Here is a 26143-nt window from a genome sequence, read left to right on the forward strand (position 1 = left end):
AAGCTAGGCTCGTTGCTTAAAAGTGATGCAATTAGGAGGAGCAATTATGCTCCTCCTAGAAAGCACATTACATTATGGCCAATTACGAATACGTAGAGCGCCTTCGGTTAATTCGTTGAAGCCTGAGATGGTTGGTACTAGCTGAGCAATAACTCGGTTCCAACGGCTGATTGGTGCAGCGGTGACATAAACGATGTCATAAGGATTTAAATCAAACTCAGTACCAATCACGAGGGCAGATGCATCTGATACATCAAGTTGATAGATGTCAGCCATCTTAGACTCTTCTTTTGAACGTCTAATGACAAATACACCTGTCGCGTCTGCAGAAATTTGACTGATGCCGCCCACGTTGCTCAATGCCTCAGTTAGGCTCATGCCTGCACGATCGATTTTAAGCAGTTTAGGGTCGTTAACTTCACCCATAACAAATACTTTTTGTGCATCGTTGCGCGGCACGTGAACAATATCTCCTGACTGCAGCAAGCGGTTCTGAGTAAGGTCGCCCTGCTGCATCAGTGCATATAGCGAAACATTCTGAACGGTTCCGTCTCGTGTCAGTGTTGCGTTACGCCAATCCGCGTCTTGTGCTAAACCGCCAGCACGGTTAACGGCGTCTAGAAGAGTTAGTGGGATATTAGTGATGGCTTGTTGACCTGGTTTGTTGACTTCTCCCGTTACATAAGTCTTTTTCGAACGGAAGGCTGCAACGCTGACATCAACTTGAGGGCTTTCGATGTATTTTGCGAGGCGCTGGGCGATGTCGGTACGGATTTGACGAACGTTCTTTCCTTCGACATGGACAATACCAATATATGGATAGAAGATGGTTCCGTCTGCGTGCACCCAGTTACCCGCTTCAGCGGAACTACGGTAAGAGCCCGCAGGAATGGTAAGCTCTGGATGGTCCCAAATAGTAATGTTTAGAATGTCACCAGGCCCAACAACGTACTCGTACTTAGCGATTTCAACATCGAGCTTTGGGTTTGGCTGAGAAAATGGCTCCGCTGAATTTAAAGAACCGACGCGATCTAACGTAAGGGGATAAACGGTGACTTGAGACTCAATGTCTGCTGCTTCGGTAGTCATTACCGTCTTGTCACTAGTGGAAAGGTGGCTGCCGGGTACGGTACACCCAGCTAGAACGATTGGAAGAAACGTTATCCCCAAAAATTTGTTAAATGTATTCATTGGTTTCTAGCTACCGAAAGAAAATTTGCCGACTGAAATTGGTTCACTCTTGAATGATGAGGGTGCTGCCTATAAATGGCGCTTATCTCATCGTTCTTAGCCTGATTAAAACGATTCCATTCAGTATTATTTATGTAATAAATGCTCTAAAAACGCATTTAACGATTCAGAGTCCTCATTTTTATTTATGAAGGTTGCATTTCTGCCCATCAAAAAATAGACAACTATTATCCATCTTGTTGCAATGAAGGCAACCAGAACCTTAAAAAATACTGACAAATACCTGACAAAAATGGGGCTATCTCAAGTTAAAGGCAAAAATGCGCTATTTTGCACATGTGAACAATTATTAATGTGAAAAAACTCATACCAAAGTTCTATGCATCCTATTTACAGCATATGCAACTGCCGTTATGCTTTCTGTTGCGGTCGGATATAACAAAAAAATATTGGAGCTAATTTTGAAAATCAAACTTTTAACGGCAAGTGTGGCGGCGGTGCTACTGGCTGGCTGTGGCAGTGACAGCGACCCTGTAGTGAAAACTTATTCAGTTCAGGCTTACGATCCAGCTGTTATTGACATGAAGGTGTCATACACCTGTGGCGAATTAACTGGTGAAGCGGATGAGTTAACGACAAACTATAAAGGTATGGTTGGTCAAGCTCGTATTAGTCATGTTGATGTAGTAACAGCACCTCACGAGTGTGAATTTGTACTAAGTCCAACAGAGACAAGCCGCGACTCCTCTAACGGTAAGCCAATCACAACAGAATACACTATTCCTCAAGGTCTAGCGCAGGTCGATGGTCTAGTAACGGGTTCTCCGTTTACGACGCTAATCGCTTCTTCCCTTGAAGATGGTGAAGTGTACTCTCCAGAAGTTGCTGAGAAAGTGTTCTCAGATCTTGGTATCGATATCAACGCAATCGGTGTTTCTGTGGATGAGCTTCTACTGAACACAGAACAAGTTGTTCAAGACCTGCAAGCGCAAGAGGATGAAGGCGCGTCTACTATTGCGACACAGCTAATCGCAACTGCGAACGTTGTTTCTGATGTTATCAAAGCTAACCCAGAAGCTTCTCCTGAATCTATTTCAGTAGCAGCAAAAGCGATCACAGAAGAAGTAATCGCAGCAAACCCTGATTACCCTAAGAGTGAAACGGGTGAAGTTATCTACGTAACTATTCCAGCTGAAGATACTCAGAAAGTTGTTGGCGATGTACAAGATGCTATCGATGCTGGCACACCAACAGACGAGATCAAACCTGACGTACCAACAATTCCAGAACCAGAAGTCGGTGAACCTATTGACCCTGTAGATCCACCAACAGGTTCAGGCGGTTCAGGCGGTAACTAATCGTCAGTAAACCAATTGAACCTAAAGGCCTCATGCGAGGCCTTTTTTGATCTTTCAGTTGATTAGCGAACTATATCATTAGCGTTTAGCCAACCCCTTGCTATTCAAATAAGGCAGGATGTGAGGACGAGACTCTCCTGCTAGCTTTCCGGCTGTTTCTTGTGACCATGCACTCTGTTTTTGATTACTTGTACGGCTTGCGTAGTATTCTTGCATGGTTTTATCGTAGGCTTGTATATCTTCAACGTTAAGTGCATGGTATTGGTTCTCATGAACAATCACATGTGCTGGCAGACGTGGTTTTGTTTCTGGACTTTGATCTGGGTGACCCAAGCACATACCAAACAGAATGGCGGTATTTTTAGGTAAACCGAGCAGTTCATCTACTTGTGCAGCGCTGTTCCTTAACCCACCAATGTATACACCACCTAGTCCCATAGACTCGGCAGCAAGTAAACAGTTTTGCGCCATGATTCCAGAGTCCACCGCACCAATCAGAGTCAATTCAGTAAAGTCGGCTTGAACGTCTGGGTTGATAGTGGCGTGACGCTGGTAATCGATACAAAACACCAAAAATTCTGCGGCACTTTCAACGTAAGTCTGATTGCCAGCGTATTGCGCTAACAGTTTGCGCTTTTCTGTATCTGTTACTCGAATGATCGACACGACTTGCAGCATGCTCGAAGAAGAGGCAGCTAACCCCGATTGGAGAATTGTTTGTAGTTGCTCACTTGCAATTGGCTCAGAGGTGAACTTACGAATAGAGCGATGACCGAGAATGGTTTCAATCGTACGGTTCATGATGAATCAACTTCCTTAGCTTGTTGTTGGTATTGGCTGAATCTTCACCATAACGCTATTTATATTGGGCGTAAACTAATAGGGCTTTCAAGTTGGTGCTAGTGGGTAACAGATAACAATCATGGATAATGATGCGAACATAAAGTGACGTTATTTATAAAGTTGGGTATATAATGATTTTTAATAATCAATAAGTTACCGAATGTGGAGAACATGAAAGAGCTGATACTTCATACGGTCACCGTGTTTATGGGCTTTTTTGCCATCATGAACCCGATCGCCAATATCCCTATCTTTTTGAGCTTAACGGCGGATGAAGATAAACAAACGGTTCGATCAATTGCGTTTCGTTCTGTTTTCATTGCCTTTGTTATCGTGGCTGTGTTTGCTGTTGCAGGTAAAGTGATTTTCGACTTGTTCGGCATTACGTTATACGCGCTGCGTATCACTGGTGGAATCTTGGTGTTTTTGATTGGTTTCCATATGCTTCAAGGGGAATCAACGCATCAAAAAACCAAGGAAAAGGCTTATTCGCCAGAGCAAGAGCGAGCTGCACTTAGCATTGCCGTTTCGCCATTAGCAATGCCTATTTTGGCTGGGCCCGGTACGATTGCGACCGCAATGAACTTTGCTACTGCTGGTGGGTTCGACCAAACCATCATTACAATTGCGTCGTTCGCCGTATTGTGTGCGATCACTTATGTGCTGTTTTTATTTGGTGACAAGCTGGTTAAAGCCGTTGGTCCAAGTGCATTGAATGTGATCACCAAAATGATGGGTTTGATCCTAGCCGTGATTGGTACCCAAATGTTTATTGATGGCGCAGCAGAGGCGTATAAAACCGTTTTTGCTTAACCCCCGTTTCTACTGCTTAGAATCCACATTGACTATTCAGTTGATGTGGATTTTTTGATCCTAAGTTTCCACTTAAAAAGCAAGAAACACATAGACTTCGCCTATCTCAATAATAAGAATAACCGATTGTTGCTGTAGCACGAATTTCAGTAATCTTTTTAACGTCTTTATTGGGGGGAAACATGGCAACAAAAGCAATCGTAGTCGAGGGTGGCGCAATGCGTGGCGTCTTTGCTAGCGGCGTATTAGATGCATTCTTAGAACAAGACTACAAACCATTTGATTTTGCGATTGGTGTGTCGGCAGGGGCTTCAAATTTGATCGGTTATTTGACCGACTACCCGCACCGTAGCATCAACGTTATTACCAAATTAGCAACCAGCAAACGCTTTTTCGATCCAACCCGTTTTTTAAAAGGCGGTGATTTGATCGACGTGAAATGGTTGTTTGAAGAATCAAATCGTTTGTACCCAGTCGATGAAGCGAAACTGTTTGAAGGCATCCCTTTCTTAGCGGCGACGACGAACGTAAATACGGGTAAGGCGGATTATTACCGTGTGAACCGCCATAACTTTCACAACGCGATGGAAGCGACGACGGCACTGCCTATTGCTTACAAACACACTCCTTGTTTTTCTGGTGGTTGTTATACCGATGGGGGAGTGGCGGACTCTATTCCTGTTCGAGAAGCGTACCGCCGTGGTGCTCGTGATATAACAGTGGTTCTCTCACACCCGTTGGCCTACGAGAAAAAGCCGGTAAAAACGCCTTGGTTGATGAAGAAGTTGTTCGCTGAGCATCCACAGATGGCAGAGGCAATGCTGCACCGTTCAGAGAACTACAATGAATCGTTAGATTTCATTCGTAACCCTCCAAAAGACACGCACATTCGCGCTATCGCACCGCCGGATGAATTCAGTGTACAACGTCTATCAATGCGCCAGTCGGTGTTGCTAGAAGGATATGAAATGGGATTGGAAGCAGGGCGCGCTCACCTTACCAACCGGGCCGGTGAACACGGCTTAGACAGAGAAAACTGCCACTTCTGTATTTAGCTTTTGATGTCTAAAGAGGTTAGTCCATATCGACTTCAAGCGCTCCCCAAGATGAAGGCTCTCCTTCTCTCGTTAGAGGGAATAGGCGAGAGTCTGGTTTGGCATAACTTAACCGATGCAGACGTTGAGTGACGTGGTAGCTATCCAGCCCGGAAATGGTCACTAAGTCGAGAAGTTCCAAATCGAGATAACCATCGGGCATGATGGCTCTTTCAGGTGCGTGCACCGTCAACACTTCACCAATCAACATCTCTGTCTGATTGCTTTCGATCTTGATGTGCTCTCTCAACACCAACCCCATTTTGAGATTGCTCTCCAGGACGAATGGCGCAGGAAACGCATCATCGTAGTAAGGAGTAAGTCCTACCGCTTCAAACTCAGATATCTGTTTTGGATAGCGGGCGGAGGTCTGATGTGCTTTTTGGACGAAATCGACGCCGATGGCATTAATGGTGAAGTTCTTGGTATCGAGGATGTTTTCTAATGTATGACGACGGCTTTTGCGTGGACGAACAATAAAACCAAACAGTGGCGGATGTGAGCCTAAGTGGATCACAGAGCTTACGATAGCCAGGTTCTCTTGTCCTTGCCTATCTCTTGTTCCGATGAGGTTCGCGCTTTTGTATCCTGCAAGGGAGTTGACCAATCGAGTTCTTTGGCGCTGCTCCATCGTTTGTATATCGTGCTTTGAAAGTTTGATGTTTTCCATGTCCTAAAAAGGGGCGAGAAACCTCGCCCTTCCATGTTATGTCGCTATTTCGGCATGATGACGGTGTCGATCACATGTATCACGCCATTCTTGGCTTTAACGTCAGTCGCAATGACAGTGGCGTTATTTACCATGACTTTGTCGCCCATGGTTTTTATCGTCACGTCTTGTCCTTGGACTGTCGTCGCTTTATTCATTTTAACCACGTCTGCGGCCATCACTTTTCCTGGAACCACATGGTAAGTGAGAATCGCAACCAGCTTATCTTTGTTCTCAGGCATGAGTAGCATTTCGACTGTTCCATCTGGAAGCTTAGCAAAGGCTTCATCCGTGGGAGCAAACACAGTGAATGGACCTTTACCTTTCAGCGTATCCACTAAGCCTGCGGCTTTGACTGCAGCGACCAACGTATTGAACGAGCCATTTGCTGCAGCCACATCAACGATGTCTTCTTTCATCATTCCATGTTCATGTGCTTTCGCTGGCAGTAAAAAAGTTAGGGTGGCGAACAAAACCGTGGTCGTAACCAAGATACGTTTCAACATAATGCGTTCCTTTTGTTGTTTGGGTACTGCTCTCTCCCTGATAAAGTCCCTGTTTGTACGCACGCCTTTTTCTTGGCGATCAACTGGCTTTCTTTTTATTAGAAGGGCGGACGTGTTGAGCTAAAATGCGTGTGCCTTCCATTTTTACGTCGACACGTTTTCGCCAAGCCCACAATCGTTCTCTTGCTGCTTTCGCACTCGCTTCTAAATCGATTGTTGGAGCGAGGTATTTTGAATCCGGTTCTAATTGGTACATTACGACTTCCATTGCGGTCATTTTCCAAGGTTCAAATAACAGTGGGGTGGGTACCTTAGCGAGCTCCGGAATCCATTTATGAATGAATTCACCATCTGTATCGTGTTCTTGTGCTTGTTTCGTCGGATTGTAGATACGGATGGTATTGGTGCCAGTCACGCCAGCCTGCATTTGAAATTGTGGATAATGGATACCTGGCTCAAAGTCGAGAAATAGCTGCGCTAGATGAGTTACGCCATCGCGCCAGTCCATGTTCATATGATGTGTTAAAAAGCTCACTAACATCGCACGCATGCGAAAGTTGATGTATCCGGTGTGATGAAGGCAGCGCATACAGGCATCGACGAGAGGTATGCCAGTGTTTCCCTCCTTCCAAGCATCTAGTCGGATTGGGTCGTTGTTGCTCGCTTGGCGAAGCAAAGGGTCATAGGCTTGGTTCACACAGCGAAATTCCATCTCACATTCAGATTCAAATTTCTGCATAAAATGACAATGCCAATGAAGCCTTGAAGACAACGCAATTAGGCTGCGACGAAACCCCGTCACTTGCCAATGTTGCAAGAGGTACTGATACACTTCTCGAAGCGAAATATTACCCCATGCAAGATAGGGAGAGAGGCGAGTACAGGCTGTCCGAGATGCAGTCGGGCTAGAAATACTTCGGTAGTAATCTCGTCCTCGGCGTTGAAAAAAGTCTTCCAATGTTTGCCAAGCGAGTGAGCTCCCGCCAGTTTGCATGCCTTTTACTTTTTCTAACCAAGAAGGGGGAGGAGTAAAGGTGAAACCAAGCGCTTCGACATCGAGGGTAATAAGAGAAGCGCCTTCAAGCTCAACCTCTTCTATCGGAGATCGCATAACGGTATCCCAATGTTTGTCCCAGCCGAATCGATCTTTTGCGCCTCGCACAACTGCGCCATGTTCAAACTCATGCCATAGAATGCCTTGTGCTTGAAGCCATGCTGATACTTGTTTGTCTCGCTCAAACGTACAATTCAATCCAATTTCTTGATGGGAGAAAACGGCATTGATGCTGAATTGGTTTTGAATCGCACTCAAACAATCCCGAGCATTGCCAAACATTACTGAGACTTTTTGATCATGTTGGGCAAGCTGTGCGTTCATGTCTTGAATTGATTGCCAAACAAAGCGCCAATGACGTTCGGAGTAATGTGGGTCATCCAGCAGCATGGGCTCAAAAATATAGAGCAGCACTGTTGGATTCTCAGAAGATAGAGCATGCTGCAAAGGGAGGTGGTCGGTCAGGCGTAAGTCGCGTTTTAGCCATACTAAGTTGATTGTGTGCATCGGAGCCCTCACTGGTTTTCCGATTTCTACGCATGAGAGAGGCAAATTTCTCACTCGGTGATCGATTTTATTGCAGCTGACGTAGAGGCACGGAGCAAGGAGGTGCTTTATGTCTATGCCACTCAGTAAACTGGAAAAATTTTTCTATATCGACAAGCTTGTCATCCACTCTCTCGATCTCGCTTTGTATCAGGTTTCAGTATTTGTCGATGGAGAAGAGCACTTTGTCACAGATGACAAAGGGAAGTTTTTAAGGGCGCATTCGATACTGGAGTTGCAAAAACAGTGTCGTAATTTGAAAGCGAACAAACAGGTGCTTCGCCAGCAAAGTGCCTATGATGAAATGGTTGGGCAGCCAAGTAGGAGTGGTACTAACGAGCTGGAAGTGTTGCTGAAAGACAACGAGCTCTATTGAAATTATATTGAAAGGGGAGAAAGTGCGAGCTAGGTTTGTTAGCTCGCACCTTACTAATTACGCTTGTTTACGCTGAGCGTCTTTCTTCGCCAGTTTTTCTGCGCGTCGTTGCTGACGTTGTTTGGCACTCTCACCACCGACGTGTTGTTCGCCACGAATCGCTGCTAACGACACTTGTTTTTCACGCTCGCGGAAGCGCGCTACTTGCTCGTCACTGTGTTTACCAAAACATTTCGGGCAACTTACGCCTTGCTCAAACTGTTCCGATTGTTTGTCTTCTTCTGTGATTGGCAGTCGGCAAGCGTTACACAAGTCGTAATCTGCTTTTTCCAGCTGGTGGTTAACCGCAACGCGACCGTCGAATACGTAGCAGTCGCCTTCCCACAAGCTTTCTTCTTCTGGTACTTCTTCTAGGTATTTCAGAATGCCGCCTTCTAAGTGGTACACCTCATCAAAGCCCTGCTCTTTCATGTAAGCGGTCGACTTTTCACAGCGAATGCCACCAGTACAGAACATCGCAACTTTTTTGTGTTTCTCTGGGTCCATGTTTTGTTTTACATAGTCAGGAAATTCGCGGAACGTGTCCGTATTTGGGTTAACTGCACCTTTAAATGTTCCGATCTCAATTTCATAGTCATTACGAGTATCAACCACAAATACTTCTGGATCAGCAATCAGATCGTTCCAATCTTGCGGCTTCACGTAGGTGCCAACGACATGGCGAGGATCGATGCCTTCAACGCCCAATGTCACGATCTCTTTCTTTAGCTTTACTTTGGTGCGGTTAAACGGCTGAGTATCTGAGTACGACTCTTTGTAAACAATACCAGTAAGGCGAGGCTCGGCATTTAGCCATGCAAGCAGTGTATCAATACCTTCGCGTGTCGCTGCAACCGTACCGTTAATACCTTCACTCGCCAGTAGCAACGTTCCATGTACACCGTGGGCTTCCATTAGGGCAAGCAATGGCTCGCGTAACTCTTGGTAGTTTTCCAGTTCCACAAATTTATACAGGGCGCAGACAACATACTGACTCATGATTATTCCTTACTTTAAAAGGTCGATGGTTCGACGACTCGATACCTAACAATTTTAGCGGCTCGGAGTATACCTGAGTAATTTAGTCGGAAATACGGACAAACTATGCGGATATTTCTTCCATCAATACAGCACCGTGCTATTGAGGGTTATTGGATTGAATCACCCTAAATTCTTTGTGGGTGTTCAAGTTATCAGTAAAAACCCAGAAAAGTGTAGAAAACGTACTCGACATGCATGGTCGAAATTTGTACTGTTGATTTGCTTCACATTCCTAAAACTTCTTATCCGATAACCAGTTGAAGCAAAGATCTGTGCTTGATGCAGATCGGTTGGCAAAGGAATTCAATATGCAACAGTTCCATATCAGAAGATTAAGAGAAGAAGACGTACCACTGTTGAAAACGCTCTTAGTTGAACTCGACACTTCCCACTATGAGGCCGAGCCAGACTTCTACCGCTCACCGGAGGAAATGGCAAAGCTCAGAGAGGAACGTAATACCTTCGATAAATACTTTGATGGCAGCATCACGGCTTTTATTGCTTGTTCACACCGAGAAGTGGTTGGTTTTATCTCTGGTGCCGTTCGAGAGGTTAACTCGATGCTTTCTCCGGAAAAGCGCGTCGGTTATATCAACGAGTTGGTGGTGTCTGAAAGCCACCGAAACTTAGGTATTGGTTTGTCTTTGATGGATAAAATCGAGAGCGATTTATGCAACCAAGACATTGAAGAAATTGGTTTAACCGTGGCGTCATTTAATCACGAAGGCGAAGATTTCTACCATAAGATGGGTTACCGCGTGATCACCAAAATGATGACTAAACGAGTCAAAGACTAGCGCTAATTTAAACCTGAATCGAACCAAAAAACGCCTCTCTATCTTGTGATAAAGAGGCGTTTTTCTATCTAGGTTTTCTAAGCGTTAGCCGCTTATTTCAGTGTCGCTTTGGTCTGTTTTCCTATCGCAATTAACTTGTCGAGAATGCGCTCGCCATCCGCGCGAAGACCGTTATGCTCATATTCGTTGGTGATCCACGCTTTTGAGTTCGGTATTGCAGCGAGTGTTTCACGGCTAATGTCCATTTCTACAAACATATCGTCGGCATAGACGGCACAGCTCACAGGCACCTTATTGTTTGCCAGTTGCTGCGCATCGTATAGTGGCGTCCAATCGGCTTTCTCTGCCAGTAATTCCGCCGCTTCTTTCAGTGGCTTTAAGTTTACGTATTGATCGAACATCCAAGGGAAGACCATTTCGCCAGTGAAGTAAAACGGCTTGCCTTGTTCGTAGTTGAACGCATCGTGTTCTTGACGTACTCGGTGCGCGCTCCAGCGAGAAGCAAATCCTTGGCAGTAAATCGACTCGTGTAGAATCGCGTAAATCGGATTGGTCTGGAAGTTTTGTTGCGACAGCATGTCGTTGAGGAATTCATAACGAAGCTGAGGCTTACCGTGCACCTCAATCAACGCACTTTCTAGCCAGTAGTAAGTTGGCAAGAAGGTATCACTGACGCCAAAGTTAATCCCGATTTGTTGGAACTGTTCGACAGTAAAACGCTGACCATTCGGCAGAAACTCTTCATTCGCCAACAGATGATTAGCAATGTTCTGGCACAGCTGCTGCGCTTGTGGGAATTGCTGGAAGAAGGCTTGGTTCTTCTCCATCGTACGTTTGAAGGTTGCGTGATAGACATCATCCGCATGACGAGAAACCGAAGGCACACCACCCGTGATATAGCTTTGCAGCAAGCTGCCTGGGAATAACGATAGGTAAGTTAATGAACAAAAACCACCAAAGCTCTGACCCAAAATTGCCCACTTCTCAACGCCAAATTGTTCGCGGATAAATTCCGCATCGCGAACAATGCTGTCGGCGCGGAAGTGGCTTAAGTAGTCTGCTTGTTGCTCCGGCGTGAGGAGTGCAAGTGTCTGGTGGTTAATCACGCTGCTGTTGCCTGTGCCACGTTGGTCGAGCAGCAGTACACGATACTCACTCAGTGCGCGTTTGATCCAGCCGTTGTTTCCGTTTGGACGAGGAGAAGGGAAGCCCGGGCCGCCTTGAAAATACACTAACCACGGTTTGTCTGAGTCTTCATCGCCGACTAAACAAACGGAGCGAGCGAAGACGCTTATCGTGCCTTTGCTTAGATCTTGGTAATCCAGTGGCACGGTGAACGAGTGGGGCGTGTAATGCAACCCTGCGTCGATAAATGATTGAGCGTTCATTGTTATGGTCTGTCCTTGTTTATAGTCGCTTTACGATATCGAATTCCTTATTAGAAACAACCGATTTGTTGTAAGAACTCGCTTTTTGACTCGTGAAAGGCAATCAAAACTGAAACTCTTCGATCTTTCCGTGTTGGTATGCACTGAGTGAACTATGATCTGTTAGGTGAAGTTTGGAAATCACTGTCTTATCACCATCTTGATCAGTTTTTATGAAACGAGACATTTGGCGGTCATTGACCATGGAGGATGCTTGATGAACACGTCACTAACCCGAGTTACGCTTGCTTGTTTATTACTACAGATCTTTAGCGCACCCGCACTGGCGGTCGTAACGCCGAATCCGCCTCAGTTGCAGGCAAAAGGTTATGTGCTCATGGACTTTCAGTCCGGCGCTATTATTGCGGAGCAAAACGCGCGTGCTGGATTAGCCCCTGCCAGTTTAACTAAGCTGATGACGGCCTATGTGGTAGGTACAGAGATCAAAGCAGGGCGGCTCAATTGGGACGACAAAGTGACGGTGAGTGAAAACGCGTGGTCGGCCAAATTCCCGGATTCCTCAAAAATGTTTATCCAACCCAAAGATGAAATCACCGTTGCTAACCTAATGCGCGGCGTGATCATCCAGTCCGGTAATGATGCCTGTGTGGCGCTAGCCGAGCACGTTGCCGGTAGTGAAGGGGCGTTTGTCGCCTTGATGAATGGTTGGGCGGATAAACTCAGCCTGAATGATACCTACTTCGTTAACTCGCATGGTCTAGATAGCGAAGGCATTCAAACTTCTCCTAATGATATGGCGACGCTGATGCAATCCATCATCAATGACGTGCCCGAAGTCTATGCGCTTTATAGTGAGAAGGTATTTAAGTGGAACAAGATCACCCAATACAACCGCAATAAACTGTTGTGGGACAAATCGATGGATGTCGATGGCGGCAAAACGGGCTACACCAGCAATGCAGGGTACAGTTTGGTCAGTTCTGCAAAGCAAGGAAAGATGCGACTGATCTCGGTAGTGATGGGAACGCCAAGCAAACAGTCACGCATTAGCCAGTCTAAGAATCTACTCAGCTATGGCTTCCGCTTTTATGACACCAAACAAGTGGCAAAACAGGGGGAAGTTCAGGCGAGTGCTAAAGTATGGAAAGGTGATGTCAGTGAGATTGATTTGGGCTTCGCTCAAGATGCGTACCTGACGCTGCCTCGCTCTCTAACCGCTGGTTTAGATAAAAGCGTGGTCGTGAATGAGCCGTTGATTGCTCCCATCGCAAAAGGGGATGTGGTTGGTAAAGTCGTGTGGAAGAGTGACGATAAAACAGTAGCAAGCTACCCGTTGGTAAGTAACCAAGCGGTGGAAGAGGGCTCATGGATTGGTAATTTATGGGACAGTTTGGTGCTGTGGGTGAAATCGTTGTTTAATTAGCGTCAGATAAATTTTCAAATTTATTTTGAAAAAGTTATTCGCTTAGGTCGATTTTTCTCTTGGGTGGAAAGGAGTAGATTGTTGGAATATAGAAACACACTCAAAGAGATAAAAAATGATCCATCTAGTCGCAGAAATTAAAGCTTTTCCTGACCATATTGAACAGGTGACTCAGTTACTTACTGAACTACTCGCTCCCACTCGTGAAGAAGAGGGATGTTGCCAATACGAGCTGTATTTGGATGAAAAAATCGAAGGCCTGTTTATGTTCCAAGAAATGTGGGCATCGCAAGAAGCTTTAGACAAGCACTTACAAAGCCCTCACATTGCCCAATGTTTTTCTACATTAGAAAAGAACGGCCTACTTGAGTACACCCATATCCGACCGATGACGTTCGTTGGTTAACGCTCTGAACAGAATGTTGTCAGTACAGACTTCCTTTGCTGGCAACATTTCTCTTGGATAAAATCTCGGAAAGTACGAATCGTTGGTGTTAGCAATCGACGATCAGCGCACACCATGTAAAGAGGTACGGGACCACAATCCCACTCAGGCAGTACGCGTACCAATCTTCCTTCAATCAAATCTTGGCTGATGTCCATCAGTGATTTATTGGCAATGCCTTTGCCTTTAATTGCTAAGCGATGGGATAAGTCACTGTCGTTACTGAGTAGCTTGCCACTCACGACAACCTGTTCTGTTTCACCTTCACGAGTCAGTGTCCATTTGTTGTAAACCGAGTCCGCTACCATGTAACACAAGCAGTTGTGCTGGTGGAGATCTTCTGGTTTGGTCAATTCTGGATTGCTCGCAACGTATTCTGGGGAGGCACATAAGATCCGCTCGTTCGCACCGCATAATGCCAGCACAACTAAGTTAGAATCTGCAGGTTCACCGTATCGAATCGCGATATCGACGGGTTTGGTGTACATATCCGTCAAGCTGTCAGACAGCTCTAACTTGATGGAGACGTTCGGGTAGAGCTCGATAAACTCATCCACCCAATCAAGCAGCATGTTACGACCAAAGTCAGATGGTGCCGTGATGTGCAATTGACCTGATAGCTCACCACGCGCGCTTGAGATCTGATCCAAACCTTCTTGCAATGTTGCCAATGCTTGGGTGGTTTTATCTAGGAACAGTTCGCCTTCGGAGGTTAGGCGCAGGCTGCGAGTCGAGCGTACAAATAGCGGAAAGCCAATCTGCCCTTCAAGACGTTTGATCGATGCACTGATCGCTGCTGGAGTCATGTCCATGCTGTTGGCGGCTTTCGAAAAACTGCCTTGGCGTGCGGTTTCGACAAAGATATTCAGATCGTTGAGGGCTTTCATAATGAAAAGGGGCTTTTAAGAAGTTTGAGCTACTATAGGGGAGAGTTGCAGGGCAATTCAAGGCTAAAACATTAGGTTGCACGGCGAGTTTGAGTTAGATTAGCGCGCAACTTCACTTTACTGGATCAATAGCATGAGCCAACAGCAGCCGAATAACCCACTTCACGGGTTGAGTTTAGAAAAAATCCTTACCCGTTTAGTTGAGCACTTTGGGTGGAAGGGAATGCATGAGCGCGTTCGTGTTAATTGTTTTCAGAAAGATCCTTCGATTAAATCGTCGTTGAAGTTCCTGCGTAAAACGCAATGGGCGAGAGATAAGGTGGAAGCGCTGTACATCGAGACGTTCTGTTAATTGGATTTGGTGCACGTCTAAAAGAGAGATTCCGGATGGCTCGCTTAGGCTCGTCCGGAATGACGTCTGAGCTCGTATTGTAGGGCAGATAACCGTTATTCTGAACAGCGAGGAACGAGCGTGATTCAGAATCTACTCTCAGAATATATTGAGTTTATTCATTGCTTTATGGTCTGCAGCAAGCGGTAAGTAGATTCTTAGTCTCGCCTTGGCTCGCTAGAATGACACAGCTTTTCTTATCGCGTAGGCTGGAAGAGTTCCTCTGCGTCATTCCCGATAGCGACGAAGGAGCGCAGTCGGAAATCTCGATTCTAATCTCTCGCATCTCGCCTCTTTATTATTCCAAATGATGCGTACTGCCCACGTTGCTTTCCAGTTCTAAAATCGACTGGCGAACGTGGTCTGGAATTGCGGCTTTCACGTTGTTCTTAAAATCAAACATCACACCAGTGGCGGTGGCGACAGTCACAATCTTGCCCCACTTCTTGCTCAGCACTTGGTATTCCATTGTCATGCGATCGTCTTGCATGTCGATAACGCGTGAGCCAATCAAAAGCGTATCTGGAAAAGTAACGGGCAGCTTGTAACGGCATTGGGTTTCACTTAAAACCGGACCGATGTGAGACGTCTGCAAATCTACCAATAGATTAATCTTGTTGAAGTAGTCCAAACGCGCGGTCTCGAAGTAACGAAAATACACCGCATTGTTGACGTGCTGCAGGGCGTCCATCTCTCCCCAAGCGACTTTGATTTCCGTAATCACCGGGAATTCTTTTAATAACGTATCCATTACTTATGTTCCTTTTTCATCGACGTTGCCGCAATTTGCTAAGCGACTTATCACTTTGAGTATTTATTCTAGATGGAACTGATTAAATTGTAATAAAATTGTATGTAAATTGTGAAATGGAATGGTTGCTTGTTTTTGTAAACTAAAAACTTTACATAGTCAGTTGTGAGGCGTAGGTTTAAGTAAGTGCAACCAAAAGGAGATGTCCGATGACAGAGCTGAAAGGTTTCAATCTTGCCAGAGTAGAAAAACGAATCGACTGGACAGGTGAGCTGTTCAGTTTAAGGGTGTCCGGTGCGCCTCTCTCCTTCAAAGCCGGACAATTTACTAAACTCGCTCTGCTCGACGAACAGGGTAACTCAATCAGCCGTGCGTACTCGGTGGTAAATGCACCTAGTGAGCAGTTTGAATGGCTTGAATTCTTAATTGTTGCGAATCCAGAAGGGCAACTAACTCCAAGGCTGCAGCAGCTTCAAACGGGCGACAGCATCTATGTGGGTGAAACCGCTCATGGCGATCTGGTCCACGACACCATCCCAAAACACGCCAATGATCTCTGGCTACTTTCTACGGGGACGGGGATTGGTCCTTTCCTTTCTTTACTCGATGACATCAACTTGTTGCCGCACAGCGACCATATTGTTTTGGTACATGGCGTGCGTTATGAAAGGGACTTGGTGTACAAATACTTGATCGAACAGCTTCAGCAGCGCTATGACGGTCGCCTGCGTTACGTGCCGATTGTCAGCCGAGAAAATGCTCCGAATAAGTTACAAGGTCGTATTCCAGCCTTGATCGCTTCAGGAGAGTTGGCTAATCGTGCTGACCTACCTTTTTCTAAAGAAAACAGTTTCGTGATGATGTGCGGTAATCCTGAGATGATCAAAGATACCTCGCCTGTTTTGCAAGAGTTGGGGTTAGAAAAATATCGAACTCGTACGGGCGGTAATATCATTTACGAGAGATATTGGTAAGCAATGACTAATTGTTAGACCATCTCACTTCTGAGAGAGCGTCACAAATATAACGTCTCTTAATTGAGCATGGTCAATCTCGTCCCTAGAATGCATCAGCTTGCATTTGAGGGGATTAGGTATGAGTCGTTCTATTGCCAATAGAAAGCAAAGGATTATTGGTGGTTTCATCGATCTGATGATCGTAACGGGATTCGTGTTGCTGATCGCGTTGACCATCAATTCATTTGTGAATGGCTTCGAACTCTCCTTGAGTGAAAACCTTCAATTAGTAAAAGATACCAAGGCTAGCTATGTGCTAACCATACCTATGTTGATGCTAGTGAATTGGAATTTGCTTAGGGAAGGGCAAACCATAGGTATGCGGCTCGTTGGTATTAAAGTCGTGATGAAGAACGGTCACGATACGACGAAAGTCACTGCTTCACTTCGATTGTGTCTAAGCTATTTGATTGAGATGCTTATACCATTTACTTCACTAGTGAACATCGTTTTGCTTTTTTGCCATCCAGAGCGACGTTTGTTGCACGACATGCTTTCGGGCACCAAAGTCGTCAATTGCTAGCAACTCGCTTATCCTGCATTACAATCTTTGTTTCATTCAGAGTTGCGATCGAGTCAACTTTTCATATCTCCCTTCCTACAACTACACTTACTTCAGACATAAATTCAATCGCTTAGGATTCAAGGATGATGAAAAAAGCAGGTTGGGCAGTGTGCCTTGCGGCGCTCACTTCTTTTGCTACGATGGCTGGCGAATGGGAGGTGGAAGTGGGTGGCTTTTTCTCTCGCACTGATACAAAACTCAACGCTTACGACCCTTACCTCGACAAAATTCGCACCATTGATTTCGAATCAGATCTCGATTTGAAAGAGTTCACTGTGCTGCCTTATGTCGAAGTAGAGTATTACTTCAACAAAAAGCACAGCATGTACGTTGATTGGCGTAGTTTGCATCGTGAGGCAACTCGCACGGCGGTGACTAAGCCTTTTGAGGTCACGATAAATGGAACAACTTATGCGGTTCAGGCGGGTTCAAAACTGACCACAGAGCTGAATATCGATATCGCTCGCCTAGGCTATGGTTACCAGTTTTATACTAGCGATAAATGGGCCGTGGACGTGTTGGCAGGCTTGCACGTGATGTGGTTGTCGTTAGGCTTGGATGGCAAGCTTGGCGCAAAGGTGAGTGGCGTTGATGAGATCCCAGTGATGTTCGTCGATGACGCGGTATTGAATGATGTTACGGCGCCTTTGCCCGATCTAGGGATCCGAGCCGAATACTCACTGAATGAAGATTGGATCTTGAAAAGTCATGCGCAGATTTTCTATCTCGCAGTGGATGATATCGAGGGCTATTTATTAGAGCTCGATGTTGGCGCGAAATACTTCTTTACCGATCAGTTCAGTATGACGGGGTCATTCAACTATTACGAAGTCGGCGTGGACTATGAAAGTGATAAGTCCGCGCTCGATGTTACCTACCGATTCTATGGTCCAATGCTGACCTTGGCGTATAAATTCTGAATTAAAAAAGCCACACTCGAGTGTGGCTTTTTGCATTGAATCTTTCGTTAACTACACAACGGCCTTATTGCTGGTTGATGTAGTCTTTAAAGCGCGCTTGTGTCTCAGCGTCCGCTTTTTGGTACCAGAAATGCAGCATTTCTTCAGCCGTTGAATCTGCTTTCATTGTCGCAGGCTTAGTTTGCTTCATGTCTGCTGGAATTTTTGCAGGAAGTGTTACAGGTTGAACCGCTGCTGTTGCAACACCGATTGCCGCTACGCCACCAGTCTTATTGTAATCTTCCACTTCGCGCACGTAATCACGACCGATTTGCATGCCAGGCTTGATCAGCTTGTCTTGCTCTACTGCAATTGCGTTGCCAGAAGCATCAATCAGTTTCCAATCTAGGTCTTTGATTTTGTCTTCCGCTTGGCGAAGGTCACGGTATTCAGGAACTTGTAGGCTTAGTTCTGCGTCCGCTGCGTCGAAACGAGTTACGATAACGTCACTTTCCACGCTTAGGCGATCATTGCCTTGGCTGAAGTATGGTGAGTAACGGAATACAACTTGGTTAACGCCATCTGGTAGAGTTAGTGAACGTTCAGAAGCAAAGAAACCACCCGATAATTTCACTTTCTCGCCGTTAGCCGCCAAAATAGAAACGTCGTCAGGTACGGTTACTGTCACATCCGCGAAAGCCATGCCACTCATTGCCAGAGCAAGCGCGCAAGTTAAAGGCTTGATCAATTTCATTGTTTTTATCCTAAGCACTGTATTAGTGGTCATCGAGAGTGCATCGTTCATTGTCTGATTGCAACTCCCTAATGTAAGAAGATTGAAAATTTAACAAGAACGTCATTTTAATCGGATAGCAAACAATGAAACTGTGAACTTAGTTGCGCAAACCGCTGCAAAGGCAGCGGTTTGTTTCAATTGATGAGGTGATTAATAAAGATTAAATGCCCGCGCCGTGTCCTGATTCGGCTTGTGCTTCGTCCTTCTCTTCTCGCAAGCTCTCTTCTTGCTGTTGTGCTTTCTCAATGCTCAACCACCAAACGAACAGTTCGTACCAAATCGCTAGGATAACGGCACCCAAGAACAGACCAACGATGCCGTAGAAGAGCATACCGCCGATTGCACCAAGCAGAATCACTGGCATTGGAACATCAACCCCGCGGCCCATCAACATTGGTTTAAACAAGTTCTCAGACAGCGCTGCGACCACAACCCAAACCGTAAACATAGTTGCTGTGCTCGTGTCGTTGGTCATGTACATGTAGCCAACCACTGGCAGTACAGCAAGCAGTGCAGGGAGCTGAGCGATACAAAGAATCATCAGAATCAGAGTCAGTAGGCCTGCTGCCGGAACGCCAAAAATAAAGAAGCCTGCACCAATCAATAGCGCTTGGATTGCAGCGACACCCACTACGCCAAGCAATACACTCTTAATGGTTGCGGCAATAAGCGTTGTCCAACTCTTCGCGTTATCACCTGCCGTACGTACAGCAACGGTTCGCAAGCCAGAGGCGATTGACTCCGAGTAAGTCATAAAGCCAGCAGCAATCGCTAGTGAAATGATAGAAAGTAGCAAGCTACCTAGAGCACCACCGACCATGCCAAGCAGAGACGTTAGACCCGACTTGATTTGTGGCATGAAGGTTTGAATTGCTTTTTCTAAGTTAGTCGCAAACAGTGTCCATACTTCGTAAAGCTTATCACCGACAAGAGGCCATTCAGCAACAGAAGGTTTTGGACCAGGGATTTTGATGTCGCCGTTTTGCAGTACTTCAAGTGCGTGAGTTGCACCATCAACAATAGAGCCCGAAACCATGACAAGAGGCGCCACCAGAAGGGCGATACCTAGCAATGCAATTGTCGTTGCGGCTAGACCACGTTTTCCACCGTACACTCTTTCCAGCTTCTTACAGATTGGCATCAATGCTACCGCGATGATGGCACCCCAAATCACAGGAAGAATGAAAGGTTTGATGATGTCGTACGTAAACATCAGCAAGATTAAAATCAAGCCGATTCGTATAGCAGATTCCACCATGTTACTGATGAAAATCTTACTCTCATTTTTTTCCGATTGTTTATCCATTTTTGTTTACCTGATGTTCAATGTTGGAACTGACGAGACTTGAAACAACAATCGCCATATAAAACACGCCTACAATGGCCTCTAAATACACAACGACTTGGGCCAATGGTGTTAGAGGGCTGATGTCGCCGTAACCTAGAGTGGTTAAGGTGACGAAACTGAAATACGCTGCATTTGAGAAGTTCTGGCCCCAAGAGATGGCTTCCATCCCTGTGAAGGAGTTTGGAGAGAACTCAAGAAGGATGAGGTAAGCAATTGCCCACATCAGACCCAGCAGCAAAAACAGGGCAACTGAGCCAATCACTTTGTTGGTGTTCACATGCCCAGTGAAAAGAATTTGTCGCGCAATAGATTTGAACGTACCAAAGAAGAACGCAAAGGTAAGAGCAAGCATCACCACATCCATCTCTTTAATGCCCAGAACGGCCTTGATGACGATCACTACGACCCAGGTGCCAAGCAAGGTGTAGAGAAAGCGCGACCAGTTTTTGTCAAAGCGCAAGCTCGCCATGCAGACGATAAAGGTGATGATGGTGAAACCTTGCAATAGATGCTCCATTGCTCCTTCTCCAACAACCTGAACAAACGCACCGCCAATCAATAGTCCGATAAGCGCTAGGGTCAGATAGAAGAAGTTGTTTTCTTCATTGATATTTTTGAGTTTTTTTCCAATAACCATGGTTATGCCCTTTGAACTCCTACTCTTGTTCTTGTGATGAGTCTTTCATCACCATGATGGAAGCAGAAAGGCCAAAGCGAAGGTCAACGCCTTCTGGCAATTCATGTAGAGAAACGCGAACGGGAATACGTTGCGCTAAGCGAATCCATTGGAATACCGGATTCACGTTTGGTAGCAGGTTGTAACCCACCGTGCCGTCTTTAGGCGCGATACCCCAGCCAATCGAGTCCACCGTAGCGTCGATTGGTGTGTCTGGGTGAGACATCAAGGTCACACGAGCATCGCTACCCGGAGCGATTTGCGCCAATTGACTCTCACGGAAGAAACCAAATACCCAGAAGCTATGTTTGTCGATAAGTGCCACTAACGGCTGGTTTGCCACGGCTTGTGTGCCGTTACGGATATCAAGGTTAGAAACAAAGCCATCGACCGATGCGTAAACTTTGGTGTAGCCAAGATTTAGGCGTGCAGATTTAAGCTGTTCTTCTGCTGATTTGATTTGCAGTAGGGACTCTTCATAAGTGATCTCACGACGGATGAGGTCTTTGTGAGAAACTGCGCCGCGGTCTTTGGCACGAATGTCTTTTAAACGATCGTACTCGATCTTTTTACCGCGAGAGCTGACGATCGCTTTTTCCAACGCCACTTCCGCTTGTGATAGGGCAACTTCGTAAGTGGTCGGGTCGATCTCAAATAGCAGGTCGCCTTGCTTTACTTCTTGGTTGTCCAGAACGGCAACATTAACGATAGGACCAGACACACGAGGTGCGACCTTGATAACGTTCGCGCGTACTTGACCATCACGGGTCCACGGGTTGTTAAAATACTCTTCGAATTTCTGATAGCCCAGCCATGCCGCGCCACCAAGAATGACAAGATTGAGTGCAATAACGAGTAGTTTTTTCATCTTGTTGGGCACCTAAAACTGTATATAAAAACTGTCGATGGCCACCACGTAAAACACCATGATGGCAATGAATGTCAAAGACGGAAACGCAATGAAACGAGACAAGCGCGTCTTGTTTAAAATGATCACCGTTATCCACGTGGCGTTGACGGCAAGAATCAACACCAGCAAAAACGGAGAAAAATAAACATCACCCCAAGAGAGTTCGTGTGGCATTACTGCACCTCCTCATCTTGCTCAGCACTATTTTTCTGGGCATCGTCCGCTTGCGCTTTGTCTGATGGTTGGTCAAGGCGAAGTGGCGGCAGAACGCGTTCTTCCTCATCCAACAGACCATCCCAATCGCTGCGGTCTTGCATCTGTTTAGCGGTGGTTTCGGATAGGAAAGGTTGGCCTGTTTGAGCCTCCCAGCCTCCTCCGAGTGATTTGTAGAGTGCGACGACTTGGTTTGCAACGTTGCCTTTGATGGTGGCGTAGCTGTCTTCTGCGCGGGTCATTTTCTCTACTGAGTTAAGCAGACGTTCAAAAGAGATCTGACCATTTTCGTACTGCGTCATCGAGATGTTGAAGGCGCGAATCGATGAGTTGACCGATTGCAGACGCAGTGATTTTTGCTCGAGATACAAGTCGTAGGCTTCCAGTGCGTTGGTCACTTCATTAACTGCTTGCAGCACCTTTTTGTTGTAGTTGGTGAGTGTTTCTTGGAAGCGTGCGTCTTCGAAGCGGATGTTGTTCTTCACTCGGCCGTATTGGAAGATGTTCCAACTGAATGTAGGGCCAACGACCATGGTCAGTGAGTCACTGAAACTGAAGCTGCTACCGTCTGGTACTGTGCTGTCGATACCGATTGAGCCGAACAGTGAAAAGCTCGGATAAAGTGCGGTTTCTGCGACCCCAATCTTGGCGCTTTGTGCGCGAGCCTGCATCTCTGATACTTGAAGATCAGGTCGGCGCATCACTAAGCTCGCATCCACTTTGTCATCGAGTCGAGGTGGGCGAGGTACGATGGAGCGCTCATCACTGCCTGATAAAGCAGGCTTTCTGCCGGATGATTTGAACTGGTTTTCATAATCCGCCATGCGCTGAGCGAAGCCTTCTGATTGCAGCAGCTTCTCCATCTCTTCCGGTAGCACGCCTAAAAGCAGTGCTAATGCCGTGCGGGATTGTTTCATCGCGATTTCAAGAGAAGGCTGTGCCGCTTTGGTGTTGAAGAGCTGGTTCTTCGCTTGCTGAACGTCGAGTTCAGTTACGTTACCTGAATCAAACTGCACCTGAGTAATATTCACCACACGCTCTTGGATCTCGATGTTTCGACGAGAGAGCAAAATACGCTCTTGGAAAGTGCGGTAGTTGATGTAGTTACGCGCGACTTCTGCAGTGATGGTCACCATGATGTCGTGGTAAGACGCAATCGATGCATAGTATCCCGCTTCGGCAGATTCAATGCCGCGTGCATATTTGCCCCAGATGTCCATTTCCCAGCCTGCGTCAAACGACAAGGCAGCGTTATTCACACCTTGGTCGTTCACATAAGCTCTGGCTAGGTTACCGGAGACGGTTTGCACTTGTGGGTATTGCAATCCTGTGGAAATACCCAATAGTGAACGTGCTTGGACGATACGTAGCCCCGCCGCCTCAAGATCGAGGTTTTGTTGGCTCGCCATCTCAACCAGTTGGTTCAGCGTTGGATCGTTGAACAGCTGCCACCACTGCTGCAGTTTTTGCTCGGATTGCTGTGTGTCTTGCGTCGCTTTTTCTACCGACCAATCACTTGGCAAGGCGGTTTGCTCTGGGTGGACGTAATCCGGACCCAAAGTTGTACACGCACTCAATCCGAGAACAGAGAGTATGGCGAGGCTTGGTTTAGTTAGTTTTAGAAGCATCATATCCTCACCTTTAAAACCGCTTCTGACGTAAGTTCACCCAATCGATATCCTCGTAGGTTTGCTTGCATTGATTTATCGCTTCGAACACGTTTCGTTTTAAATTCAGTAAGATATAAAAACCAGCTATCTCTGAATAAGCGTAGTCAGATAAATCCAACTCACTAAAGAAATCTTCCAGTTTATTTTCAAAGGATTGGTAATCTTGGCTGTATTGTTCGAACACAGAATCGAGTTCGTCGGTCGTCTGGTGGCTTGCTAATGCACCGGCCATCAGAGGTAATATGGAATCGGTATGTTTGCTGCGTAACTGTTTGATAAGTGGGTTACTTAATAGCTTTTGTTCGGCGGCAATCAAGATGTTTACGTGGTTGCTTAAGGCGTCACAAGACTTGCTGAATGCACCAATTGCTTCTGGCGGTGTCTTGTCGAACAGCTTGTGGTTGATCTTCGACCCCCACACTTTGAGCTTTTTAGAGGAAACGTTCAGCGTCACCAAGTGCAGTGAGCGTTTCATCTTATTAAATGTGGATTCAGACTGTTCATGATAGCTGATAAATAGGTCGCCAATGTGCCTGAAATAGCGCTCTTTCAGTGTTAAGAACAAATGTTCTGGGCGAGAACTGAAAGGGAAGTAGTGCGCGAAGATGATCATGAACACCACCATGTAGAACAAAGTCATGATCGTCATCAGAATACCAAAGTGATAGGTCATGTTGTTGTCCAGACCGAGGACAAACAATCCAATCATGTAGAAGATGGTCACCGGTCCTTTAAACAGGTAGAAACCGATAAAGGTGTAGATGAAGATGAACAAGCCCAGTTCGCCTCCGAGTTCCAATCCCGGCAGTATGAAGACGTATGAAGGCACCGCAAACAAGAAGCCGAAGGTGAACAAGATCAGCAACATAAATGGGTGAATCGGAACAAACGACAGCAGTGACATGAAGATGGTGGAGAAGGTAACAAACGAGTAGCCACCGGGTGGATTAAAGTAAATCCAAATCAATCCTGCTACCCAATAGGTGGTGAAGGTTTTTACTGCGGTTTTGAAGTTCTCTGCATCCCACCAAAGGAATTTACTCTTCTGCTTCGGCAGATCTTGTTTGAACGAGACACTATTGGTGACCGAATCAATACAGCTGATGCTCTCCGCAAGGCGAGATAAGCTCTGATGCATCAGCTTGAGTAAGTGGCCCAGTGTCAAGGCAGAGCCTTTGACTAGATGGGGAGCGTCTGACAAAGCTTGTTGGTTGTAATCAACCTTAAATTCCTGAGCGCGGTAAGCTGGCCCTTCGTTGTCCCACATTTCTTGGCAGGTTTTGAATAGCGCTTGAATTTCTTCGATGGCTTGATCGAAGTTATTGATGCAGCCTCGGTCTTGCTGGTGGCTAAAGTGGCTGTGTGCTGCCACGCTGAGTTCTTGGGTAATTTGCTTGTTGAAGTGAACAGCGAGTTGCCACTCTTTCATGTAGGCCGACACGTCACTGCACTCGACACTTACGGCTGCGAAGCGTTGCTCTAACGCGTTTTGTGCGGCGAATACTTTGTCTAATAGGTCTTCTATGGTGGGTTGAGGCTCTTCATCCTCCTCTTCAGTATCTTGTTTACCTGAAGCTGGGACTAACCCTTGTTGCTGAGCTTGCCTCTCTTCGAAGTTCTGTAAGATTGCCGCGAACAGCGCTTGCTGAGCTTGGTTGAGCTGTTCAATTAGCTGACGAAGGTTTTGTTCTGTCTTCGTCGGCCATAAGAAAGTACCCACCAAAGTGTAAAGCACTACGCCAAAGATGGTCATGTAAGCGCGGTCAACCCCATACATGAAGGCACCTTCTGCATCGCCACCGTTTGACATCATCAAGGTCATCACACCGGTTAGCGCCAGCAAGGTTGGGTCTTTTTGATAGGCGTTACGGAAATAAAAGATAAAGGACACGACCACAGAAACGCTGAGCATGTACATAATGCGGTCTTGAGCGAACATGCCCACGAGCAATAAACCAATAACAGCCCCAACCAGGGTGCCAAGCACACGCAAAGTACCTTTAGCTAAAGATTCACGTCGGCTGCCTGTTGAAGCGATCAGCATAACAGTGGTCGCCGCCGTAGACGCTTGCGGCCAACCCATTGAAAACGGGATCAGATAAGCCAGAGTCAGGCTAAGCGCTACTTTTGTGGCGAATTTGCTTTTATCGTTCATGGTGTCACAGTTAGCTCAGGCTTATGGTTGTAAGTCGATGAATTTATTCAATCAATAATCAGAATTTCGTTCTGAATAAATCGCGGAGGCGGAATATAGCTATTGAAAAGAAGTGGTTTGTAAATCCTTTGTCAAAACCAAATGAGGTAAAAGTGCCCAAATCACCCTTCACTCCCCACCGCTTATGGCATGAGGGAAAAATGAGCAAGAAAACGTTTAGCTAGAAAATCTCATTACTGATAC

The 26143-nt window shown here is 46.1% G+C and carries 27 protein-coding genes; 11 read left to right on the forward strand and 16 right to left on the reverse strand.

From position 1 onward, the window contains the following. Positions 1-72: 72 nt before the first annotated feature. A complete protein-coding gene (locus KIO97_RS04390; RefSeq protein ID WP_285381179.1) occupies positions 73-1191 on the reverse strand; it encodes a polysaccharide export protein in 1119 nt (372 codons plus the stop codon). Between the two features lie 461 nt (positions 1192-1652). Between KIO97_RS04390 and KIO97_RS04395 the strand changes: the two genes are divergently transcribed. Next, positions 1653-2549, forward strand: a complete 897-nt coding sequence (locus KIO97_RS04395; RefSeq protein ID WP_285381181.1) for a hypothetical protein — start codon at positions 1653-1655, stop codon at positions 2547-2549. Between the two features lie 78 nt (positions 2550-2627). On the opposite strand, the gene nfsA is transcribed toward KIO97_RS04395, so the two are convergent. Next, positions 2628-3350, reverse strand: coding sequence for an oxygen-insensitive NADPH nitroreductase (gene nfsA, locus KIO97_RS04400; RefSeq protein WP_050906016.1), 723 nt, complete (start codon positions 3348-3350; stop codon positions 2628-2630). 213 nt (positions 3351-3563) lie between these two features. Between nfsA and KIO97_RS04405 the strand changes: the two genes are divergently transcribed. Further along, the gene (locus KIO97_RS04405) at positions 3564-4205 is read left to right on the forward strand and encodes a MarC family protein (protein ID WP_005429307.1); all 642 of its coding nucleotides are present in this window, start codon (positions 3564-3566) and stop codon (positions 4203-4205) included. Between the two features lie 182 nt (positions 4206-4387). Further along, positions 4388-5260, forward strand: coding sequence for a patatin family protein (locus tag KIO97_RS04410; RefSeq protein WP_050906015.1), 873 nt, complete (start codon positions 4388-4390; stop codon positions 5258-5260). A 19-nt stretch (positions 5261-5279) separates the two neighbouring features. Here KIO97_RS04410 and KIO97_RS04415 read toward each other — a convergent pair whose 3' ends face one another. From KIO97_RS04415 to KIO97_RS04425, 3 genes are all read right to left on the reverse strand, one after another. Continuing rightward, positions 5280-5969 (reverse strand): flavin reductase family protein, encoded by a 690-nt coding sequence (locus tag KIO97_RS04415; RefSeq protein WP_050906014.1) that lies wholly within the window; start codon positions 5967-5969, stop codon positions 5280-5282. A gap of 44 nt (positions 5970-6013) precedes the next feature. Continuing rightward, positions 6014-6514, reverse strand: coding sequence for a fasciclin domain-containing protein (locus KIO97_RS04420; protein ID WP_050906013.1), 501 nt, complete (start codon positions 6512-6514; stop codon positions 6014-6016). A gap of 79 nt (positions 6515-6593) precedes the next feature. Next, positions 6594-8075, reverse strand: coding sequence for a cryptochrome/deoxyribodipyrimidine photo-lyase family protein (locus KIO97_RS04425; protein WP_285381186.1), 1482 nt, complete (start codon positions 8073-8075; stop codon positions 6594-6596). Positions 8076-8184: 109 nt separating this feature from the next. Here KIO97_RS04425 and KIO97_RS04430 point away from each other — a divergent pair, with 109 nt between their 5' ends. Beyond that, positions 8185-8490: a DUF6482 family protein gene (locus KIO97_RS04430; RefSeq protein ID WP_017818411.1), complete on the forward strand. Its 306-nt coding sequence runs from the start codon at positions 8185-8187 to the stop codon at positions 8488-8490. A gap of 57 nt (positions 8491-8547) precedes the next feature. Here the strand turns inward: KIO97_RS04430 and KIO97_RS04435 are convergent, their stop codons facing one another. After that, a complete protein-coding gene (locus KIO97_RS04435; protein WP_285381189.1) occupies positions 8548-9528 on the reverse strand; it encodes a rhodanese-related sulfurtransferase in 981 nt (326 codons plus the stop codon). Between the two features lie 350 nt (positions 9529-9878). Here KIO97_RS04435 and KIO97_RS04440 point away from each other — a divergent pair, with 350 nt between their 5' ends. Then, on the forward strand, positions 9879-10367 hold the full coding sequence (locus KIO97_RS04440; RefSeq protein ID WP_152685173.1) for a GNAT family N-acetyltransferase: 489 nt from the start codon (positions 9879-9881) through the stop codon (positions 10365-10367). Positions 10368-10459: 92 nt separating this feature from the next. On the opposite strand, the gene KIO97_RS04445 is transcribed toward KIO97_RS04440, so the two are convergent. Continuing rightward, a complete protein-coding gene (locus KIO97_RS04445) occupies positions 10460-11755 on the reverse strand; it encodes an alpha/beta fold hydrolase (RefSeq protein ID WP_285381191.1) in 1296 nt (431 codons plus the stop codon). A gap of 256 nt (positions 11756-12011) precedes the next feature. Here KIO97_RS04445 and KIO97_RS04450 point away from each other — a divergent pair, with 256 nt between their 5' ends. After that, positions 12012-13178: a D-alanyl-D-alanine carboxypeptidase family protein gene (locus KIO97_RS04450; protein WP_285381192.1), complete on the forward strand. Its 1167-nt coding sequence runs from the start codon at positions 12012-12014 to the stop codon at positions 13176-13178. 115 nt (positions 13179-13293) lie between these two features. Next, on the forward strand, positions 13294-13584 hold the full coding sequence (locus KIO97_RS04455; RefSeq protein ID WP_005429323.1) for a putative quinol monooxygenase: 291 nt from the start codon (positions 13294-13296) through the stop codon (positions 13582-13584). Here the strand turns inward: KIO97_RS04455 and KIO97_RS04460 are convergent. Further along, positions 13581-14510: a LysR family transcriptional regulator gene (locus KIO97_RS04460; RefSeq protein ID WP_010646831.1), complete on the reverse strand. Its 930-nt coding sequence runs from the start codon at positions 14508-14510 to the stop codon at positions 13581-13583. The two genes, KIO97_RS04455 and KIO97_RS04460, sit on opposite strands and share 4 nt — an antisense overlap. Before the next feature lie 133 nt (positions 14511-14643). Here KIO97_RS04460 and KIO97_RS04465 point away from each other — a divergent pair, with 133 nt between their 5' ends. Further along, positions 14644-14862 carry a VF530 family DNA-binding protein gene (locus KIO97_RS04465; RefSeq protein WP_005429327.1) on the forward strand — a complete coding sequence of 73 codons (219 nt, stop codon included), beginning with the start codon at positions 14644-14646 and terminating at the stop codon, positions 14860-14862. A gap of 337 nt (positions 14863-15199) precedes the next feature. On the opposite strand, the gene KIO97_RS04470 is transcribed toward KIO97_RS04465, so the two are convergent. After that, positions 15200-15652 (reverse strand): thioesterase family protein, encoded by a 453-nt coding sequence (locus tag KIO97_RS04470; RefSeq protein ID WP_005529529.1) that lies wholly within the window; start codon positions 15650-15652, stop codon positions 15200-15202. Positions 15653-15861: 209 nt separating this feature from the next. Here KIO97_RS04470 and KIO97_RS04475 point away from each other — a divergent pair, with 209 nt between their 5' ends. The 3 genes from KIO97_RS04475 to KIO97_RS04485 all read left to right on the forward strand — a co-directional run bounded on the left by KIO97_RS04475 (position 15862) and on the right by KIO97_RS04485 (position 18153). Beyond that, positions 15862-16626, forward strand: a complete 765-nt coding sequence (locus KIO97_RS04475) for a ferredoxin--NADP reductase (protein ID WP_050906069.1) — start codon at positions 15862-15864, stop codon at positions 16624-16626. Positions 16627-16747: 121 nt separating this feature from the next. Continuing rightward, positions 16748-17191 (forward strand): RDD family protein, encoded by a 444-nt coding sequence (locus KIO97_RS04480; RefSeq protein WP_038891954.1) that lies wholly within the window; start codon positions 16748-16750, stop codon positions 17189-17191. 125 nt (positions 17192-17316) lie between these two features. Beyond that, positions 17317-18153 (forward strand): DUF481 domain-containing protein, encoded by an 837-nt coding sequence (locus tag KIO97_RS04485; RefSeq protein WP_050906068.1) that lies wholly within the window; start codon positions 17317-17319, stop codon positions 18151-18153. Between the two features lie 64 nt (positions 18154-18217). Here KIO97_RS04485 and KIO97_RS04490 read toward each other — a convergent pair whose 3' ends face one another. The 7 genes from KIO97_RS04490 to KIO97_RS04520 form a co-directional block, all read right to left on the reverse strand. Further along, positions 18218-18886, reverse strand: a complete 669-nt coding sequence (locus KIO97_RS04490) for a DUF2057 domain-containing protein (RefSeq protein ID WP_005429336.1) — start codon at positions 18884-18886, stop codon at positions 18218-18220. Between the two features lie 202 nt (positions 18887-19088). Next, positions 19089-20234 carry an AI-2E family transporter gene (locus tag KIO97_RS04495; protein WP_005429338.1) on the reverse strand — a complete coding sequence of 382 codons (1146 nt, stop codon included), beginning with the start codon at positions 20232-20234 and terminating at the stop codon, positions 19089-19091. Beyond that, complete coding sequence (locus KIO97_RS04500; protein WP_005429340.1) at positions 20227-20913, reverse strand: potassium channel family protein; 687 nt, start codon at positions 20911-20913, stop codon at positions 20227-20229. Before KIO97_RS04500 ends, KIO97_RS04495 begins: the two co-directional genes overlap by 8 nt. Positions 20914-20932: 19 nt before the next feature. Further along, positions 20933-21820 (reverse strand): HlyD family secretion protein, encoded by an 888-nt coding sequence (locus KIO97_RS04505; RefSeq protein WP_045383752.1) that lies wholly within the window; start codon positions 21818-21820, stop codon positions 20933-20935. 12 nt (positions 21821-21832) lie between these two features. Beyond that, a complete protein-coding gene (locus KIO97_RS04510) occupies positions 21833-22036 on the reverse strand; it encodes a DUF1656 domain-containing protein (protein ID WP_050906067.1) in 204 nt (67 codons plus the stop codon). Further along, entirely contained in the window at positions 22036-23706 is a 1671-nt protein-coding gene (locus KIO97_RS04515; RefSeq protein WP_050906066.1) for a TolC family protein, read from the reverse strand. The genes KIO97_RS04510 and KIO97_RS04515 overlap by 1 nt, the downstream gene beginning before the upstream one ends. A gap of 10 nt (positions 23707-23716) precedes the next feature. Beyond that, positions 23717-25900, reverse strand: a complete 2184-nt coding sequence (locus KIO97_RS04520; RefSeq protein WP_285381201.1) for an FUSC family protein — start codon at positions 25898-25900, stop codon at positions 23717-23719. Positions 25901-26143: the final 243 nt, after the last annotated feature.

Origin of the sequence: Vibrio sp. B181a (assembly GCF_030248375.1) — a bacterium.
Taxonomy (GTDB): domain Bacteria; phylum Pseudomonadota; class Gammaproteobacteria; order Enterobacterales; family Vibrionaceae; genus Vibrio; species Vibrio campbellii.

Bases quoted from the DNA above. Each gene is read 5' to 3' on its own strand.
- KIO97_RS04390 (WP_285381179.1), bottom strand. From the start codon at position 1,191: ATGAATACATTTAACAAATTTTTGGGGATAACGTTTCTTCCAATCGTT.
- nfsA (WP_050906016.1), bottom strand. From the start codon at position 3,350: ATGAACCGTACGATTGAAACCATTCTCGGTCATCGCTCTATTCGTAAG.
- KIO97_RS04405 (WP_005429307.1), top strand. From the start codon at position 3,564: ATGAAAGAGCTGATACTTCATACGGTCACCGTGTTTATGGGCTTTTTT.
- KIO97_RS04410 (WP_050906015.1), top strand. From the start codon at position 4,388: ATGGCAACAAAAGCAATCGTAGTCGAGGGTGGCGCAATGCGTGGCGTC.
- KIO97_RS04415 (WP_050906014.1), bottom strand. From the start codon at position 5,969: ATGGAAAACATCAAACTTTCAAAGCACGATATACAAACGATGGAGCAG.
- KIO97_RS04420 (WP_050906013.1), bottom strand. From the start codon at position 6,514: ATGTTGAAACGTATCTTGGTTACGACCACGGTTTTGTTCGCCACCCTA.
- KIO97_RS04425 (WP_285381186.1), bottom strand. From the start codon at position 8,075: ATGCACACAATCAACTTAGTATGGCTAAAACGCGACTTACGCCTGACC.
- KIO97_RS04430 (WP_017818411.1), top strand. From the start codon at position 8,185: ATGTCTATGCCACTCAGTAAACTGGAAAAATTTTTCTATATCGACAAG.
- KIO97_RS04435 (WP_285381189.1), bottom strand. From the start codon at position 9,528: ATGAGTCAGTATGTTGTCTGCGCCCTGTATAAATTTGTGGAACTGGAA.
- KIO97_RS04440 (WP_152685173.1), top strand. From the start codon at position 9,879: ATGCAACAGTTCCATATCAGAAGATTAAGAGAAGAAGACGTACCACTG.
- KIO97_RS04445 (WP_285381191.1), bottom strand. From the start codon at position 11,755: ATGAACGCTCAATCATTTATCGACGCAGGGTTGCATTACACGCCCCAC.
- KIO97_RS04450 (WP_285381192.1), top strand. From the start codon at position 12,012: ATGAACACGTCACTAACCCGAGTTACGCTTGCTTGTTTATTACTACAG.
- KIO97_RS04455 (WP_005429323.1), top strand. From the start codon at position 13,294: ATGATCCATCTAGTCGCAGAAATTAAAGCTTTTCCTGACCATATTGAA.
- KIO97_RS04460 (WP_010646831.1), bottom strand. From the start codon at position 14,510: ATGAAAGCCCTCAACGATCTGAATATCTTTGTCGAAACCGCACGCCAA.
- KIO97_RS04465 (WP_005429327.1), top strand. From the start codon at position 14,644: ATGAGCCAACAGCAGCCGAATAACCCACTTCACGGGTTGAGTTTAGAA.
- KIO97_RS04470 (WP_005529529.1), bottom strand. From the start codon at position 15,652: ATGGATACGTTATTAAAAGAATTCCCGGTGATTACGGAAATCAAAGTC.
- KIO97_RS04475 (WP_050906069.1), top strand. From the start codon at position 15,862: ATGACAGAGCTGAAAGGTTTCAATCTTGCCAGAGTAGAAAAACGAATC.
- KIO97_RS04480 (WP_038891954.1), top strand. From the start codon at position 16,748: ATGAGTCGTTCTATTGCCAATAGAAAGCAAAGGATTATTGGTGGTTTC.
- KIO97_RS04485 (WP_050906068.1), top strand. From the start codon at position 17,317: ATGATGAAAAAAGCAGGTTGGGCAGTGTGCCTTGCGGCGCTCACTTCT.
- KIO97_RS04490 (WP_005429336.1), bottom strand. From the start codon at position 18,886: ATGAAATTGATCAAGCCTTTAACTTGCGCGCTTGCTCTGGCAATGAGT.
- KIO97_RS04495 (WP_005429338.1), bottom strand. From the start codon at position 20,234: ATGGATAAACAATCGGAAAAAAATGAGAGTAAGATTTTCATCAGTAAC.
- KIO97_RS04500 (WP_005429340.1), bottom strand. From the start codon at position 20,913: ATGGTTATTGGAAAAAAACTCAAAAATATCAATGAAGAAAACAACTTC.
- KIO97_RS04505 (WP_045383752.1), bottom strand. From the start codon at position 21,820: ATGAAAAAACTACTCGTTATTGCACTCAATCTTGTCATTCTTGGTGGC.
- KIO97_RS04510 (WP_050906067.1), bottom strand. From the start codon at position 22,036: ATGCCACACGAACTCTCTTGGGGTGATGTTTATTTTTCTCCGTTTTTG.
- KIO97_RS04515 (WP_050906066.1), bottom strand. From the start codon at position 23,706: ATGATGCTTCTAAAACTAACTAAACCAAGCCTCGCCATACTCTCTGTT.
- KIO97_RS04520 (WP_285381201.1), bottom strand. From the start codon at position 25,900: ATGAACGATAAAAGCAAATTCGCCACAAAAGTAGCGCTTAGCCTGACT.